The 17,328-nt window shown below is 59.6% G+C and carries 11 protein-coding genes and 2 pseudogenes; 10 read left to right on the top strand and 3 right to left on the bottom strand.

The window, feature by feature from the left end; genetic code table 11:
- Nucleotides 1–24: 24 nt before the first annotated feature.
- The gene (locus NLM32_RS08630) at nucleotides 25–921 is read right to left on the bottom strand and encodes a LysR family transcriptional regulator (protein WP_254135259.1); all 897 of its coding nucleotides are present in this window, start codon (nucleotides 919–921) and stop codon (nucleotides 25–27) included.
- Nucleotides 922–1,181: 260 nt separating this feature from the next.
- Here NLM32_RS08630 and NLM32_RS08635 point away from each other — a divergent pair.
- From NLM32_RS08635 to NLM32_RS08650, 5 genes and pseudogenes are all read left to right on the top strand, one after another.
- A pseudogene (locus NLM32_RS08635) lies at nucleotides 1,182–2,625 on the top strand (VOC family protein).
- Nucleotides 2,626–2,639: 14 nt separating this feature from the next.
- Nucleotides 2,640–4,196, top strand: a complete 1,557-nt coding sequence (locus NLM32_RS08640; protein ID WP_254128682.1) for an aldehyde dehydrogenase family protein — start codon at nucleotides 2,640–2,642, stop codon at nucleotides 4,194–4,196.
- An 8-nt stretch (nucleotides 4,197–4,204) separates the two neighbouring features.
- A complete protein-coding gene (locus tag NLM32_RS08645; RefSeq protein WP_375143540.1) occupies nucleotides 4,205–5,437 on the top strand; it encodes a pyridoxal phosphate-dependent aminotransferase in 1,233 nt (410 codons plus the stop codon).
- Nucleotides 5,438–5,758 (top strand): annotated as a pseudogene (locus tag NLM32_RS46295) (IS701 family transposase); the annotation flags it as partial.
- A 194-nt stretch (nucleotides 5,759–5,952) separates the two neighbouring features.
- The gene (locus NLM32_RS08650) at nucleotides 5,953–7,674 is read left to right on the top strand and encodes an IS1634 family transposase (protein ID WP_254128683.1); all 1,722 of its coding nucleotides are present in this window, start codon (nucleotides 5,953–5,955) and stop codon (nucleotides 7,672–7,674) included.
- Between the two features lie 324 nt (nucleotides 7,675–7,998).
- On the opposite strand, the gene NLM32_RS08655 is transcribed toward NLM32_RS08650, so the two are convergent.
- Nucleotides 7,999–9,117 (bottom strand): IS110 family transposase, encoded by a 1,119-nt coding sequence (locus tag NLM32_RS08655; RefSeq protein ID WP_254128684.1) that lies wholly within the window; start codon nucleotides 9,115–9,117, stop codon nucleotides 7,999–8,001.
- Nucleotides 9,118–9,343: 226 nt separating this feature from the next.
- Between NLM32_RS08655 and NLM32_RS08660 the strand changes: the two genes are divergently transcribed.
- Both NLM32_RS08660 and NLM32_RS08665 read left to right on the top strand, forming a co-directional pair.
- On the top strand, nucleotides 9,344–9,526 hold the full coding sequence (locus tag NLM32_RS08660) for a hypothetical protein (RefSeq protein WP_254128685.1): 183 nt from the start codon (nucleotides 9,344–9,346) through the stop codon (nucleotides 9,524–9,526).
- Between the two features lie 425 nt (nucleotides 9,527–9,951).
- The gene (locus NLM32_RS08665; protein WP_254128686.1) at nucleotides 9,952–11,367 is read left to right on the top strand and encodes a M20 family metallopeptidase; all 1,416 of its coding nucleotides are present in this window, start codon (nucleotides 9,952–9,954) and stop codon (nucleotides 11,365–11,367) included.
- 928 nt (nucleotides 11,368–12,295) lie between these two features.
- Here the strand turns inward: NLM32_RS08665 and NLM32_RS08670 are convergent.
- Nucleotides 12,296–12,589, bottom strand: coding sequence for a LexA family transcriptional regulator (locus tag NLM32_RS08670; RefSeq protein ID WP_254128687.1), 294 nt, complete (start codon nucleotides 12,587–12,589; stop codon nucleotides 12,296–12,298).
- 37 nt (nucleotides 12,590–12,626) lie between these two features.
- Between NLM32_RS08670 and NLM32_RS08675 the strand changes: the two genes are divergently transcribed.
- The 3 genes from NLM32_RS08675 (at nucleotide 12,627) to NLM32_RS08685 (ending at nucleotide 17,286) form a co-directional block, all read left to right on the top strand.
- Nucleotides 12,627–13,790 carry an IS630 family transposase gene (locus NLM32_RS08675; protein WP_254128688.1) on the top strand — a complete coding sequence of 388 codons (1,164 nt, stop codon included), beginning with the start codon at nucleotides 12,627–12,629 and terminating at the stop codon, nucleotides 13,788–13,790.
- 512 nt (nucleotides 13,791–14,302) lie between these two features.
- Nucleotides 14,303–15,565: a group II intron reverse transcriptase/maturase gene (gene ltrA, locus NLM32_RS08680; protein WP_254128469.1), complete on the top strand. Its 1,263-nt coding sequence runs from the start codon at nucleotides 14,303–14,305 to the stop codon at nucleotides 15,563–15,565.
- A gap of 275 nt (nucleotides 15,566–15,840) precedes the next feature.
- Complete coding sequence (locus tag NLM32_RS08685; protein ID WP_254128689.1) at nucleotides 15,841–17,286, top strand: FAD-binding oxidoreductase; 1,446 nt, start codon at nucleotides 15,841–15,843, stop codon at nucleotides 17,284–17,286.
- Nucleotides 17,287–17,328 lie beyond the last annotated feature (42 nt).

Genomic DNA, 17,328 nt, shown 5'->3' on the forward strand with positions numbered 1-17,328 from the left:
CTTCCTCGCCCGGCAACTAAGGCTTCATCTGTCGGCAGCCGTTTCCGCGACAAGCCAAGTGCGAAAGGCGACAAGTGGCGGGTGGTTCTCTCGTTCCTGCGGCCAAGCCAAATAATAGGACTCTGAACTCGTCATGGGCAAATCCAGTGCCGCCACAAGCTTACCGGTGGCGAGTTCGTCCTCAATCAGGAATTGGGGCAGCAATGCCACGCCCATGCCGGCGATCGCCGCCTGCGAGGCTGTCGCGAATTGGTCGAACAACATCCTTGGCAGGATTTGGGCGGGCTCGCCGTTCATCGCGAACCATTGTTCCCATGCCTTCGGCCGCGTGGTTAAGTGGAGAAGCGGAACCTTTCTAAGATCGGCCGGCTTGCGGAATCGGCAATCAGCGCGCAACTCCGGGCTGCAGGCTGGAATCACTGTCTCCGATCGCAGCAGGGTCAGATCGCCGCCGGGCCACTCGGCAGAGCCAAAGTGGATCGCTGCGTCGATAGGTTCTAGGCGGAAATCGAACGGCGACAACTTGGTTACGAGATTGATCGTAATGCCTGGGTTGCTATTGAGAAAGCCGGGCAGTCGCAGCGCCAGCCAGCGCGTTCCAAAAGTCGGCAGGATCGCCAAGTTGAGAGTGCCGCCCAAGGGATTTGTCCGCACAGTGAGAGAGGCTGCGCTGATCTTGCGAAGGGCCTCACGGATCTCACGCGCATATGCCTCACCACCGCCGGTCAGGCGGATGGTCTGCCGTTGTCGGCGAAACAATTCCACGCCGAGCTGTTCTTCCAGCATTTTGATCTGTCGGCTGACTGCGCTCTGTGTCAAGGCGAGTTCTTTAGCAGCCGCCGTGACGCTGCTGGTGCGCGCTGCAGCCTCGAATGCGGTAAGCAGAGCTAGCGACGGTACGAACCGTCGCGCAGCCAGTATGTCATTCCGGTCCCGCATAATCTTCACATGACCATGGCCGATCGACAGATGAACTGACGTCACCAGCCGCATCGCAGCTGGCTTGTCAGCAGCTAAATTGACGTTTCGATTTCGTCAAGCTGCTTCAATAGCAGTTCATTCCGAATGAGAATGAATTCTTGCATAGATATCGATATTGGACCGCTGCCGATCGTGGTTTGGTCCGGGCGCAGTCAAAGGTGGACGCCAATGCGTACCGTCAATGCGGCAAGAAGATCCGGATGACCAGACAAGCTCAGCTGAATTCTGAAGTAGTCCTTGCGAAGAAAGTGCACCCGAACGAGGTCCGATCGTTGTTCTCTCATGCGATGTCGCAGATGTACCGCACGGAGGTACCTCAGTACGGCACCCTCATCGAACTCGTCGCAGACGTGAACGCCAGAAAATTGGCGAACGATCCGGACCTGGCGCAGACGTCCCTCGCAATGACGAGCTCGACCGCCTTGGTGTCGAGCGCCACGGCGCCATTCGTCTCAGCACGCCGCGAGAGCTGTTCAATATCCGTCGCATCTTCGCCGTGCTCGGCATGCATGCCGTCGGATACTATGATCTCTCGGTCGCCGGCGTGCCAGTGCACTCCACCGCCTTCCGCCCGATCACGGACGAGGCTCTGCGGCGCAACCCGTTCCGCATCTTCACGTCGCTTCTTCGCCTGGACCTCATCGCGAACGAGGAGCTCCGCAAAGAGGCAGCGCGTATCGTGTCTGAACGGCAGATCGTCACCGCTCGCGCCATCGAGCTCGTCGAAATCTTCGAGGCCAAGGGGGGCTCGACTAGGGCGAGGCCGAGGAGTTCGTGTGCGAAGTTCTGGAGACCTTCCGCTGGCACAGCAATGCGATGGTTACGCTTGCGACCTATACCAAGCTGCACGATGCCCACCGCCTCGTTGCGGATGTGGTCAGTTTCCGCGGACCGCACATCAATCACCTGACGCCACGCACGCTCGACATTGACGTTGTGCAGGCCGAGATGCCGAAGCGCGGCATCATTCCGAAGGCTGTCATCGAAGGCCCGCCGCGCCGCAAGTGCCCGATCCTGCTTCGCCAAACAAGCTTCAAGGCACTCGATGAACAGATCGAATTCAAGGCGGGCGACGGCGGATTGGTACAGGGCACCCACACCGCTCGCTTTGGCGAGATCGAGCAGCGCGGTATTGCACTCACGCCGAAAGGGCGCGCGCTATACGACGAATTGCTGGCTTCTGTTCGCCGGGATGTTCAGGTTGGCGCCACAGGCTCCCGTGCTGAGGATTACGCCAGCGAACTGGCACGACGGTTCCTCACCTTTCCCGACAGCTGGGTGGAGCTACGGGAGCAGCGGCTCGCCTATTTCCGCTATTCGCCGACGCCGCAAGGCCTTGAATGGGCTCGGCGGGAGAAGATCGTGCCTTCGATCGACCTGCTTGCGCGCGGCCATCTGCGTTTTGATCCTATTGTCTATGAAGATTTCCTTCCGGTCAGCGCCGCTGGCATTTTTCAATCGAACCTGGACACGGACGAGCAGCGGAACTACGCCAAGCGCTCCAACCGCCTAGCCTTCGAAGACGCATTGGGCGCAAAGGTCGCGGACGAGTTCGAGCTCTACGCCCAGGCGGAACGCGCTTCACTGGACCAGGCCTTGGCGCAGCTCGGCGCAGCCGGCCCGAAAGACGCCCGATCCAAATAACGGAGACAAAGAACATGATTTCTGTCGCCCAAAAAGCAGCCGCCTCCTCGCTCCCGGATCAGGTCGCGTCGATTGTCGGTCGTCTGGGGGTTGACCCGGCTGTCCTCGGCGCCGGCGAGCTCGTCGTGCGGTCCCCCATCTCCGGCGAGACGATCGCCTGGCTGAAGACCTCGGACACGGCGGCCGCCCATGAAGCCGTCGGAACGGCTCACGCTGCGTTCCTCGAATGGCGGCTCGTCCCTGCGCCCAAGCGGGGGGAATTGGTTCGCCTGCTCGGCGAGGAGCTGCGTGCGGCCAAGGAGGACCTCGGCCGTCTCGTCTCAATCGAAGTCGGCAAGGTCACATCGGAGGGGCTCGGCGAAGTGGAGGAGATGATCGACATCTGTGACTTTGCGGTCGGGCTGTCGCGTCAGCTGTACGGCCTGACGATCGCCACCGAGCGCAGCGAGCATCGAATCATGGAGACTTGGCATCCTCTCGGGGTCACGGGCATCATCTCCGCTTTCAACTTCCCGGTTGCCGTCTGGTCCTGGAACGCAGCGCTCGCGGTGGTCTGCGGCAATTCGATCGTCTGGAAGCCATCGGAAAAGACTCCACTCACCGCGCTTGCCACGCAAGCGCTGTTCGATCGTGCAGTCAAGCGCTTCCAGAGGGAAGGCGGCAGCATCTGCGCGGAGTTGTCGAGCGTTCTTATTGGCGGTCGCGAACTGGGACAAGTGCTGGTCGATGATCCACGTGTACCGCTGATCTCTGCCACGGGATCAACGGCCATGGGTAGCGCCGTCGGCCCTAAGGTGGCGGCGCGGTTCGGTCGGTCGATCCTGGAGCTCGGCGGAAACAATGCGGCGATCGTCACCGCGAGCGCGGACCTCGAGCTGACGCTGCGTGGGGTCGCGTTTGCTGCAATGGGAACGGCCGGCCAGCGCTGCACAACGTTGCGTCGCTTGTTCGTCCACGACAGCGTCTATGAGCGTTTCGTGCCGCGGCTGAAACAGGCCTATCAATCCGTATCCATCGGCAATCCTCTCGAAAGCGGAAACCTGATCGGTCCGTTGATCGACAAGGCGGCCTTTGACGCACACGAAGCGGCTCTTTCAGAGGCAAAGGCCGGTGGTGGCACGGTGTTCGGCGGCGAGCGAGTCGCGGCCGGCTTCGGTGAGGAAGCTTATTACGTCCGTCCGGCGCTAGTCGAAATACCCGAGCAGGCCGGTCCCGTGGAGAAGGAAACCTTTGCTCCGATCCTCTATGTCATGCGCTACAATGATTTTGACGAGGTGCTGCGCCTGCACAACGCCGTTCCGCAGGGATTGTCGTCATCGATCTTCACAAATGATTTACGAGAGGCGGAGACCTTCCTCTCCGCACGCGGGTCCGACTGCGGCATCGCAAACGTGAATATCGGTCCCTCGGGCGCCGAGATCGGCGGGGCCTTCGGCGGCGAAAAGGAAACAGGCGGAGGCCGTGAAGCAGGCTCCGACGCGTGGAAGGGATATATGCGCCGGGCCACCAACACCGTCAATTACGGCCGCACCTTACCGCTCGCACAGGGCGTCAAGTTCGACCTTGCATAAGGGCCCACATGATGGACGCCTCAACAATTACTAGTTCGCCGTTCCGGTCCGCCGAGCGCCTCGCGGCGATAGGCGTTTCTGAAATCCTCAAGATCACCGCGCTCGCGAACGACCTGAAGCGGCAGGGGCAGAACGTTATCGTGCTTGGCGCCGGCGAGCCCGACTTCGACACGCCACAGCACGTCAAGGATGCAGCGGCGCGCGCGTTGGCCGCCGGCGTGACAAAATACACGACACTCGATGGCACACCGGAGCTAAAAGCGGCGATCGCTACCAAGTTTCGACGCGACAACGGCCTGGAATACACGACTGCCGAGATCACTGTATCGGCTGGTGCGAAACAAGTCCTCTACAATGCAATGATGGCGAGCCTCGGTTCCGGCGACGAAGTCATCATTCCGACGCCATTTTGGGTCAGCTATTCTGATATCGTGGCGATCGCCGGCGGCAAGCCGGTTCTCGTGCCATGCTCAGAAGCCAATGGTTTTCGCCTGACGGCCGAGGATTTGGAAAGGGCGATCACTCCCCGCACGCGCTGGGTATTTCTCAATTCCCCGTCCAATCCCTCAGGGACAGCCTATACTGAAGCGCAGTACCGGCCGCTCCTAGACGTACTGCTCCGGCACCCCCATGTCTGGCTCGCGGTCGATGACATTTACGAGCACATCATCTACGATGACTTCTGTTTCGTCACGCCGGCAGCCATCGAGCCGGGCCTCAAAGCTCGAACGCTGACGATCAACGGGGTGTCGAAGGCGTACGCCATGACCGGCTGGCGCATCGGTTACGCGGCCGGGCCGAGGCCTCTCATTGAGGCGATGGCGGTCGTCCAGAGCCAGTCCACATCCTGCCCATGTTCGATCAGCCAGGCGGCGGCCGTTCAGGCTCTGAACGGTCCCCAGGACATCGTGCAAGAGCGGCGAGCATTGTTCGAGGCGCGGCGGGATCTCGTCGTCGCGGCCCTGAACGCCATCAACGGCATAAGCTGCCGTGTGCCGGACGGTGCCTTCTATACCTTTGCGAGCTGTGGAGGGCTGCTCGGCCGAACGACACCAGATGGGAAATTGATAGGGAGCGACAAGGATTTCGCAGAATATCTGTTGAGGGCTGTCGGAGTAGCAGTCGTCCCCGGATCCGCCTTTGGCCTCGCGCCATATTTTCGCATATCCTACGCGACCTCGGTGTCCGATCTCGAAGACGCGTGCCGACGAATAGCTTCGGCTTGCTCCGTGCTGTCTTAGGTCGGGCTCGGGCATTTCGAAGGGCGAGGTTGGCGTGGCTTCCACCACCACGCTACGCTGTGCATCGCAGCCTACGGATTCCTGGTCTCCGAGAGGGAGACGATTCCCCCCTCGGGATCTCGTTCCACCAGGCCGTTCAAGAGACTTGCGGTTTCCAACGGTTACCGACCCAGAGGCTCCGCTGCTGCGACCCGAACGTCACATCCCGAACTCGATTGCGACGATGCGGCGAAGACTGATCGTTGCCATCGTCCGCACCCTCTCACGCTGTCCCTGTTGCATTCGCCCGATCAAACAGCGCCTTCTTTTGTAACGCAGTAAGATTAGTCGAACCGGATGGATCCCGTTAACCCGAGTTCGCGGATTCGCGTTGTAAAATCGCGATTCTGAGATTTTTTCGTGAGCTAAGCGATTGATCTGCAAGGAGTTGGATCGTCGTTTTCGGCCGAAAACGGTTGTAGTGAAGACCTACCCGATTCCCAAGGGCGTGGCGTTGGGCGTAGATTCGCCGCGCCATGTTCCTGCGACGCACCGAGCGAAAGAAGAACGGCAAGGCGCACCACTATTGGAACGTGGTGGAGAACAAGCGGCTCGATGACGGCCGTGTGGTGCAGCGGCATGTGCTGTATCTCGGCGAGATCAATTCCTCTCAGGCAGCGGCATGGCGCAAGGCGATCGAAGTGTTCGACGAGGACGCCGGCCGCGCACGGACACTGGCGTTGTTCCCGGAGGATCGCTGTGAAGCGGTGACCGGTGATGCTTCCGTCATTCAGCTTCGCCTGTCGGAGATACAGCTTCGTCGTCCGCGACAATGGGGTGCCTGCTGGTTAGCGGGACAGTTGTGGCAGGAGCTTCAGCTTGATCGGTTCTGGGCCGATCGGTTGCCACCGAGCCGCAAGAAGACGCGCTGGGATCAGATCCTGCAGGTGCTCGCGACCTACCGGCTGATTGCGCCGGGCAGCGAGTGGCGGCTGCACCGGCAATGGTTCGGCAACAGCGCGATGGCCGATCTTCTGGGAGCGGACTTCGGGCTTGCGGAGGAGCACAAGCTCTACGCCTGCCACGACCTGCTGCTCGCACACAAGGACGCGCTGTTCTCGCATCTGGTCGGACGCTGGCGCGATCTGTTCAGCGCCGACTTCGACGTGCTGCTGTACGATCTGACCAGCACCTACTTCGAGGTCAATGCCGCGGACCTGCCGGAAGATACAAAGCGCCGCCATGGCTACAGCCGTGACAAGCGGCCGGACTGCCCGCAGATCGTGATCGCGCTGGTGGTGACGCCGGACGGCTTGCCGCTGGCTTATGACGTGTTGCCCGGCAACACCGCCGACAGCAAGACGCTGCGAACGTTCCTTTCCAAGATCGAGCAGCAATACGGCAAGGCGCGCCGGGTCTGGGTGATGGATCGCGGCGTGCCGACCGAGGCCGTATTGGCCGAGATGCGGGGCAGCGATCCGCCGGTGCAGTATCTGGTGGGCACGCCCAAGGGCCGCCTGAACCGGCTGGAGAAGCACCTCGTGGACAGGCCATGGCAGGAGGCGCGCGAGGGCGTCAGGGTCAAGCTGCTGGCCGAGGATGGCGAACTCTATGTCTTCGCGCAGAGCCATGATCGCGTGACCAAGGAACGCGCGATGCGCCGGCGGCAATTGAAGTGGCTGTGGAAGCGGCTGCGCCAGATCGCCGCCATGGAGCTGACGCGCGAAGAACTCTTGATGAAGCTCGGCGGCGCGCGCTCACATGCGCCGGCGGCCTGGCGTCTGGTAGACGTTGAAGTCGACAGGCATCGACCGAGCTTCAGCTTCGCGCTCGATCGCGCGAAGCTGCGCAAAACCCGGCGACGCGAAGGCCGCTATCTGCTGCGCACCAACCTTACCGACAATGATCCGGCCCGCCTCTGGCGATACTACGTCCAGCTCGTCTCTGTCGAAGAGGCCTTCCGCAATCTCAAGGGCGACCTCGCAATCCGCCCCGTCTTCCACCAAGACGAGAGGCGCATCGAGGCGCACATCTTCATCGCCTTCCTGGCTTATTGCATGCAGATCACGCTGACGCGCCGCCTCCACGCGTTGGCGCCGGGACTGACCGCGCGCAGCGCGCTGGAGAAATTTGCCGCCGTCCAGATGATCGATGTCCATCTGCCGACCACCGACGACCGCGAGATCAAGCTCACTCGCTACACCCATCCCGAGCCCGAACTGCAGCTTCTGATCGACCGGCTGAAGCTCAAACTCTGATGTTCGTTGTCCAGGGTTATCGGCATGAGGGCGCGACCTCCGTTTGTGCCGGAGTTGTCAATTGGATGATTGTTACGCAGCGCAGGAGGCAGAGCCGCTGAGACGACGGTTTGTAGACTCTGATACGCGGGTTGGATACCGCATTTCCGTTTGTTCGTCCGGGGCTGTCTCGATCTGCCAGCGGGCATCGACAATGTCGGCCACACAATTCGTGCGAGAGTTCCCCAACCGGGGCCCTGCCTCCAGCGATGCGCAACAATGATGTCGCTCCTGAGAGTTCTCCTGTGTTGAGGTGGAAGGAAGCGTAGCTAATTCAGCAAGCGATCAGGTTGCGCCGTGCGGCTCCACCTCTTGGCCGATTGCCCAAAGGAAGGCGGCCATTTCCCGGGCGATGGCCACGGTGACGACTGCCTGGCGTTTGCCGCGTGCCATCAGCTTGCGATAGCGAGCGCAGAGTCTGACTTGGGCTTTCCAGGCGATGTCGCACACCGCTTTCGTCAGGCCGGCCTGCCGCTCCTGCAGTAGGCGGCTCATCCGGGCGGGGAAGCGGTAGGTCCAGGCGCCCTCAATGAGCACGCGGCGCGCCCGGCCATTACCAGCTTTGGTGATGCTGCCGCGCCGGATGCGTTCTCCCGTGGAGTTTTCGCAGGGCACCAGGCCAAGATACGCCATCAGTTGGCGCGGGCTGTCGAAGCGGCGCACGTCGCCGATTTCGGTGACGAAGGTGACCGCGGTCAGGAAGGCGACGCCGCGTAGCGCTTGGTAGGCGGCGATCACTGGAGCCATGGACCATGAACTCACCGCCTCGGCAACCTGGTCGTCCAGACGCTTGAGACGGATCTCGGCGGCCTCGATCGCTTGGCGATACTCGGCCAGCACGAGATACTGCGCCGGATGCTCGAAGCGTTGCTCGCACAGCCATCGTGTATGCGCCTTGGTCCACGCTTGACGGCCGGTGAAGACCCGGCCGTGACGGAGCAGGAAGGACTGCAAGCGTTGACGGGCCCGCCGCAGATCTTCCATCGCGGCTTCCCGGGCACGTACCAGTTCTCGCACCGCCTCGTGCTCCGGATCCGGTACCCAGACCGCGGTCAGCTCTCCTGCACGATGCAGCTTGGCCAGGGTCAGCGCATCACGGCGATTGGTCTTGACCCGTTCTCCAGGCCGCTTCGGGATCAGTGATGGTGCAACCACGATGCAGTCGTGGCCAAGCCGCGTGATCTGACGATGGAGACCGTAGCCGGTCGGGCCGGCTTCGTAGCAAAAGGCGAGGTCCCGGTGCCTTTTGGCGAGCTTCGCTATCAATCGCTCCACCGCATCAGGCGCGCTGTCGATCTCGCCGATGAAGCGCACGTCGCCATCGCGCCCCGCCTCGGCTACGGCTACCGAGATCTTCAGCTTCGACGTATCCAGTCCCACGTAGATTTTGCTATCCTGCCGCACGGCTCGTCCTCCTATGTGAGAGGCTCGGCGCCGGCCCACCCGGCGCAACCCTCGCTCATCGCATATTGCGGACGAGCCACCTCTCGGACAACGAACATACGGTCTGCCACCGCAGCCGCCGTCAACCAGCCGCCGTAGTGAAGACCTTTTGAGCTAAGCCATTGATCCGGCTCAGGCGAGCCCTTCAAAAACCCGCCAATCCGCGAAGACGGGTTAAGGGCCAACCATGTGCGATCTTGGCTGGAATATGCAGCGCCTTTGTTCGTTGTGGCACGCCGGCAGTTTAACGGTCGTCGATCATGCTGATATGTCGGATGATCAACGCCGCGATGCTTTCTCTCCGATCTGTCGTGACGACGAATTGATTGCGCTGTTCGCGACAATGAGCCTCGGGTCGATTGCCTGGTAAAACCTGGAGTAAGCTCGATGCTGCTTGAGGGTATCGTTAGAAGAAACAGTCCGGTAAAAAGTGATGCAATGTCGGACGGCGTCCAACCATTGCAGGCTCACGGACTTTACGGTTTCCAAAATGACGCCGGACCAAACGAGATCCCTTTTGATGTCGGAAAAGGAGTAATCTGATGTCATCGTGGCTAGCAGGCTACGAATTTGACCATCACTCCCGGTGACGGTCCCTCATCTGCGGAGCACTTCATTCTAACAGGGAATGAAGTCTTGCATATAAATTGATCGTCAGCGCCGACAGATCGTGGTCTCGGTAGACGATCGGTCGAGGGTTGACAATCGATTCCGGCGCGAAGCAGGTACGAATACCCGTGCCTGGGCAAGGCTCGCGGGCGGCTCGATGCCGGGATGACGGAGAGAGAGGTTTTGATGCTTTCGAATGAGGATCGCGTTTGGACAATTGTCGAGTCGAAGAGCGCTGCTTACTTCGATCTCAGCGATAAGATTTGGGATGCTCCAGAGCTGAACTATCAGGAGTTTACTGCAGCATCTCTTCACGCGGATCTGCTTAAGCGCGAAGGATTCTCGATCAAATCAGGTGTTGCCGGCATGCCCACCGCTGTAATGGGCGAAGCAGGCAAGGATGGCCCGGTCATCGCGTTCCTCGGCGAATACGATGCTTTGCCCGGGCTCAGTCAAGAAGCTGGCGTTGCGCGGCATCAGCCACTTATAGTTGGGGGCCCGGGGCACGGTTGCGGCCATAACATGCTTGGGGCCGCAGCCCTTCTGGCGGCTGCTTCGATCAAGGAATGGCTCCGGACGGCGGGTTTACCTGGCCGCGTACGCTACTATGGCTGTCCGGCCGAAGAGGGAGGCTCCTCCAAAGGCTTTATGGTCAAGGAGGGCGCCTTCGACGATGTCGACGTTGCAATATGTTGGCATCCGTCGGCCTTTACCGGAGTTTTTAGAGCAATATCCCTGGCTTGCGTCGATGTGGACTTCACGTTCCATGGCCGCGCGTCTCACGCCGCGGTATCTCCGGAGCTCGGTCGCAGTGCATTGGATGCGGTCGAGTTGATGAACATTGGCGTGAACTACATGAGGGAGCATATGCCCTCGACAGCGCGTATTCATTACGCCATGATCGATGGAGGCGGTGTAGCGCCGAATGTCGTTCCAGCGAAAGCCATCGTGCGTCATCTGGTACGCGCAGCAACACTCGGAGAAATGTGGCAACTCCTGGAGCGCGTCAAGAAGATTGCACAAGGTGCTGCTCTGATGAGCGAGACAATCGTTGAAATTGAGCAGCTTACAGGTGACGCCAACCTCGTGGAAAATACTGTGCTGGAAGAGGCTATGCAGCGAAGTCTTATGAGACTGGGCGCCCCTGAATTCGATGATGCGGACAGGCGCTTCGCTGCGGAGATTCAAAAGACTCTTTCACGAGAAGACATTGCTGCCGACTATGCTCGATTTGGGCTGCCCATTAGGCTGGAGCCTTTGTTTGACGGGATCTATCCGCTCGACCATGCAGTGAAGCCGTACGGCTCGACAGACGTCGGAACAGTTAGTTGGGTTATCCCCACTGTGCAGTGCAATGTCGCATGTTTTGCCCCCGGGACACCATTCCATTCGTGGCAGCTCGTTGCGCAAGGCAAGGCTCCGGCCGCGCACAAAGGCATTGCAGTCGCGGCCAAGGCAATGGCAGGCCTAGCAAAGGATCTCTTCACGGAAAACGGTCTCTTATCGGCTGCCAAAGAGGAATTTCGAACATTCAGGGATGCAAACGAATTCCGGAATCCCATTGGCATGGAGATGACGCCGCCGCTGGAGATATCGGCCTGAGATATATTTGAGCTCGAATCAATTTTGAGTTGGTGACATTCCATGGGAGGCCAGACAGAGCGTAGGGCGCGTATGGCTCTCCGCAATGATTATCGGCGCAACGCTGGAAATCGCGACGATCTGCGGCAAGCGGAGAGCGGTGGTGCGCAAGACACCTCGTGGGCAGATCTCTGCGGTACCGGCCTTCATCGAGCTTCGTGTTCGGATTCCTCGCCGGCCTGCTGCCGCGCGTCAGTAATCAGTGAGGCTGCGACGACGAGGGCAACTTAATAGCGGCTACTCTGAATTCGTGGGCTGAATACTGGCGGACGCACCGAATGAGCCGTCCGCTGTCCGTGCAACGCTCACAATGATGAAGGTGAGCCGCTCATCCGCCGCCGGCAGCAATTGTCTGCTCATCCGCACAATTTCCGCGATGCAGCGGCCTAAAATGATGAAATTAGGGCTTGAGGAAGGTTCTTGTGCTTGTGCGGCACTGCCATGCCGATCCTGACAAATGGTTCGCCAAGCCAGAACAGAACCAAGGAACGTCTGATAGACAGCCGCGGCCGTCCTGCAAACCCCGGCCGAAGCGCTTGAGGTTGAGGCCGCACGTGCTCTCCCTCTCACAATTCTACGACACGCCAGCTGATCCGGCGGCGAGCAGGCCTGGCGATCTCCTGCGCAAGGAGATCGCCGAGCATCTGCTACGTACCCATACGACGAAGACATCATCCGTTCGGGCGATCAAGGAAGGCATGAGGACCCTGCATGCCTCGCTGCAGTGCACAAGCCGCTCCGAGAAGACCTCACCAGAGCCGTCCGTAAGGTTGACGCTCTCAATCGAGGCCTCTCGATCTTGCCTTCCAGCAGTTTGCCGTGGCTTTTCGAGAATAGCTGGCGAAGAAGCCATTCGCACACGGACCCTACTAGTACCTCGTCACACTGATTATGACTGGTTGATTCCGAGCCAGTTCAGGATGGGCAGGTCTTTCGGAGCCACGAGGATTTGGATGCTTCGAGCGACGCCGGGTTGGCGCCGGATGAGACCATTTCGTTCGAGGGTCACGATCATCTGGTGGACCGAAGGCGGGCTGACTTGAAAGTGGCGCTGCATGTCGGTCTCGGCGGGCGGGCGTCGGAACATGTGCGCGTAGGTGTAGATGAAGGCCAGGTACTGGCCCTGCTTTTCGGTGAAGCCTTGAGGGCTGAGGCTGCGAGCGGCGCCTGATTTTCGATTCATTTGTCGATTCGTCCGGTCCTCCGACAAGGAGGTCGCGATGAATGTACGTTATCGGGTCGAATTGAGCCAAGCCGAACGCTGTGAACTCACCGCGATGTTGAGCAAGGGCAAGCGGGCTGCCCGCAAGCTCAAGCGCGCCCAGATATTGCTGGCGGCCGATGCCGGCCGCAGCGATGAAGAGATTGCCCGCACCGTAGCGGTGGGTGGTTCCACCGTGTACCGGACCAAGCGGCGCTTCGTGGAAGGCAATCTGGAGCAGGCGTTGAGCGAGGAGCCGCGGCCTGGCGCAGAGCGCAAGCTCACCGGCAAGGAGGAAGCCCTGCTGGTGGCAACGGCTTGCGCAACCCCTCCCGAGGGTCGCGCCCGCTGGACGCTGGAGCTTTTGGCCGACGCCATGGTCAGGCTCACCGACCACGAGAGCCTGTCGGGCGAGACGGTGCGCCGGCGGCTGGCCGAAAACGGCCTCAAGCCGTGGCGCAAGGATATGTGGTGCATTCCAAAGGTCGATGGCGAATATGTCGCCCGCATGGAAGACGTGCTCGACCTCTATGCCGAGGCGCCTGATCCCGACCGGCCGGTGGTCTTCGACGAGAGCCCGGTCCAGCTCATCGGCGAGGTTCGCGAGCCGATCCCCGCCGAGCCGGGCCAACTCGAACGTTACGATTGCGAGTATCGCCGCAACGGCACCGTCAATCTCTTCGTCTGCATCGACGTGCATCGGCCATGGCGCAAAGTCAAAGTCACAGAGCGACGGGCGGCAGAAGATTACGCCCAGTGCATGCGCGAACTCGTCGATGTTCATTATCCCGACGCCGGGTGCATCCGCGTCGTGCAGGACAATCTGTCGACCCACTCCGTAGGCTCCCTCTATGAGGCATTCGCGCCTGACGAAGCCCGGCGAATTCTGCGCCGCCTGGAGTTCCACTACACCCCAAAGCACGCCAGTTGGCTCAACATGGTCGAGATCGAGATCGGCGTGCTCCGCGGTCAGTGCCTCGGCCGCAGGATCGACGACCCAAACTGGCTCCGCCGCGAAATCGCCGCATGGGAGAAACAACGAAATGCCGCTGGCGCCCGCATCAAATGGATGTTCACGACCGAAAAAGCCCGCGCCAAAATGGGCCGCGCCTATCCCGCAACGTCCAAAGAGTCACAATCACGTGTGCTGCAGAAGTTGACGAAAGAGGAGAGGTTGAAATGACTTAGCCTAATCGAAGACGAGCTGTGCGATTGATGAGGGTAGGCCCCTCGGGATCGGCTTTCAGGAGCGGGTCTCAAACCACTTCAAGCTGCTGCGGCTAAAATCCGTGGTGGTGAGCGTTGAAGTCAAAGCGCGGGGAAGACCTCGCGCAGGTATGTGTCCGGGAGACGAATGAAAATGAACTCTTCGATCACGCGTCGTTATACTTTCAAGTACCGTCAAAACCAGGGGTGGTGATTCTCCTGCGATAAACCTGTCGGAGGCCTGATGACTGGACAGGTGGCGGTCGGCGTAAAGGGGGCGTGAACCGGATACAGGCGATTGCACGGAACTGCAGGAACCAGTTCTCCGATGCCAAGGGAGAAGCACAAGCGGCCAAAACCGCGAGGCGAGAGTACCGATGCGGATAACTGGGGCGGACCGACCCGTACGAGCGTCGAAAGTCCTGTAATGGGACTGGAGCAAAGGGGGCGGGTCAGGCGGTGGCATTCACCGAAACAACTGGAAACAGGATGAACTCGACGAGTGCAACAAACAAACCGTTCAACATCGAGAAACGTCTCGTGTACGAGGCGTACAAAGCGGTCAAATCCAACAAGGGCGCGGCCGGAGTGGACAAGCAGACGATCGAGGAATTCGAGAAGGATCTGTCAGGAAATCTGTATAAGATCTGGAATCGAATGAGCTCGGGAAGCTACTTTCCCCCACCGGTGCTCGCCGTCTCCATTCCGAAGAAGACTGGAGGCGAACGGATTTTAGGTGTGCCCACTGTGAGCGACAGAATCGCGCAGATGGTGGTCAAGCAGGTCATTGAGCCGATTCTAGAACCAATCTTTCTTCCAGACTCCTACGGGTACAGGCCGAACAAATCGGCGCTGGATGCTGTAGGGGTCACGCGACAGCGGTGCTGGAAGTATGACTGGGTGTTAGAGTTTGACATCAAGGGTCTATTCGACAACATCGACCACGATTTGATGCTCCGGGCTGTCCGGAAAGACATAACGTGTAATTGGGTTGTGTTGTACATCGAAAGATGGCTCAAGGCGCCCATGATGAAGGAAGACGGAGCCATCATCGAGCGAAGCCGCGGTACCCCGCAAGGGGGAGTGGTCAGCCCGACTCTGGCGAATCTTTTTCTCCATTACGCGTTTGATCTCTGGATGACGAGGATGCACCCCGACCTCCCGTGGTGCCGTTATGCAGATGATGGACTGGTGCACTGCCGCACCGAGCTAGAAGCAGAAACCCTCAAGGTCGAGCTTCAAGTCCGGTTGGCAGAGTGCCATCTGGAGATGCATCCAACGAAAACCAAGATCGTCTACTGCAGAGATGGGAATCGCAAAGGCAACCACCCGAATGTCAGCTTTGACTTCCTCGGATTTTGCTTTCGCTCCCGTCAGGTAATGAATTCCCGAACCAACTCGCTGTTTGGAGGATTTAATCCAGCAGTCAGTCCATCGGCAATGAAGACCATGCGGGGGACGATTCGGGACTTGAACTTGCGCCGGCGGACACACCTGTCCTTGCAGGACCTAGCCTCAGACATCAATCCTCTCCTCAGGGGATGGATTGCATACTATGGGCGCTATACTCGGTCGGCACTGTATCCCTTCCTTCGATATGTCAATCAGACGCTCGTGGCGTGGGCGGTGCGGAAGTTCAAGCGCTTCAGCCGCAACAAAACTGGTGCGAGTCAGTTCTTCCTAAGGCTCGTCAAGGAAAGTGCGGGACTCTTTGTGCACTGGCGACTCGGTATGACTGGGACGTTTGCCTGATGGGAGCCGGATGACGGGAGACTGTCATGTCCGGTTCTGCGAGAGCCCCGCGGTGAAATTCCGCGGGGCTACTCTCCTGTGACGAGCTACTAGCATCTTTCGATCAGAAAGACTATTATTGAATGATCAATTCATCTAGTGAATATGTCTGGCGGACTGGATCGGCGACAACCAAGTAGAGCCGCCATGTCAATGTATCGGGGAGCAACGAAGAAGTGACTTCACGCCACACAAGCGCCAAATCTCGCGGAAGGCCACGGGGCAATGGCAATTCGTTGCTCGCGGACAATAACCGTTTCAAGCGGGAGGTCCTCGGCCCCATCGAACAAGTCGTCGGCACGCGGGGATTGATCACCGATCGCAGCGAGATGCAGACCTATATGCTCGCATGGCGAGACAGTTGGGAAGGGCGCGTCCCCGCCGTCGTTCGACCGGCGACAACGGAAGAACTGGCCGCGGTCGTGCGCATCTGCGCGGCAACGCAGACGCCGATAGTACCTCAGGGTGGCAATACCGGCCTCACGGGCGGCGGCCAGCCGCACGACGACGATTCCGAGATCGTCATATCGACCGCACGAATGAATCGCATCCGCGATATCAATGTGGACAACAACACCATTACAGTCGATGCGGGTTGCGTGCTAGCGACAATCCAGCAGGCGGCAAAGGAGATCGATCGACTGTTCCCGGTCAGCTTAGGCGCGGAGGGAAGCTGTCAGATCGGCGGCAATATTTCCACCAACGCAGGCGGCGTACAGGTGATCAGATACGGAAACACGCGCAATCAAGTGTTGGGGCTGGAGGTCGTATTGGCGGACGGGCGGATCTGGAACGGATTGAGGGGACTGCGAAAGGACAATGCCGGTTACGACCTCAAACAATTGTTCATCGGGGCCGAAGGCACTCTAGGGATTATCACTGCGGCCACCTTGCGGCTCTCGCCTCTTCCAAAAAAAACTGCAACCGCCTTGCTCGCCACGGCGTCACCGCAAAGTGCCGTTGCCTGGCTTGGTCGCGCCAGAGCAATGCTCGGCGAGCGGCTCACCAGCATTGAACTAATTGAGCGTGTTTGTATCGACATTGCCTGCAAATTCAATGATCGCATTCAGGATCCGCTGGACACACGATACCCCTGGTATTTGCTGGTTGAACTAGCGGACCAGGACCCTGAAGACGATCTCGAAAACCGGCTCCTGAACGCCTTCGGGCGTGGCCTTGAGGCTAACGAACTTCTCGACGGAGTCGTTGCCTCCTCGGCGGAAAAGGCCGCAGCATTGTGGCGGATCCGAGAAGAAATCCCAGAGGGCCATCGTCGGGAGGGCGTTTCGTTTAAGCACGACGTTTCCGTCCCGATCTCAGCCATCGCCGATTTCATCGCGCAAGCCAACGAGGCGTTGGGAAAGCGCTTTCCTGGGATACGGTCGTTCGCTTTCGGACATCTCGGTGACGGCAATATTCACTTCAATCCATTGCAAGCTCAGGGTGGCCAGGCCGATGAATGGAAAGCTCGGCTAAGCGACGTCAACCGGATTGTGCACGATATCGTCGTGCGGCTTGACGGGTCAATCACGGCCGAGCACGGCATCGGCCAGCTTCGCATCGACGAGATCGATCATTACAAATCGGAAGTCGAACTGGAAATGATGGCAACGCTGAAGAAGGCGCTCGATCCGATGAATCTCCTGAATCCGGGCAAGGTCATCCCGCGGCGTTTCATGTGACAATTACGCCGAAAGGCAGCATCGCGAACCACGCACGGATCG

The sequence above is a fragment of the Bradyrhizobium sp. CCGUVB14 genome (assembly GCF_024199935.1).
In the GTDB taxonomy this organism is placed as follows: Bacteria; Pseudomonadota; Alphaproteobacteria; order Rhizobiales; family Xanthobacteraceae; genus Bradyrhizobium.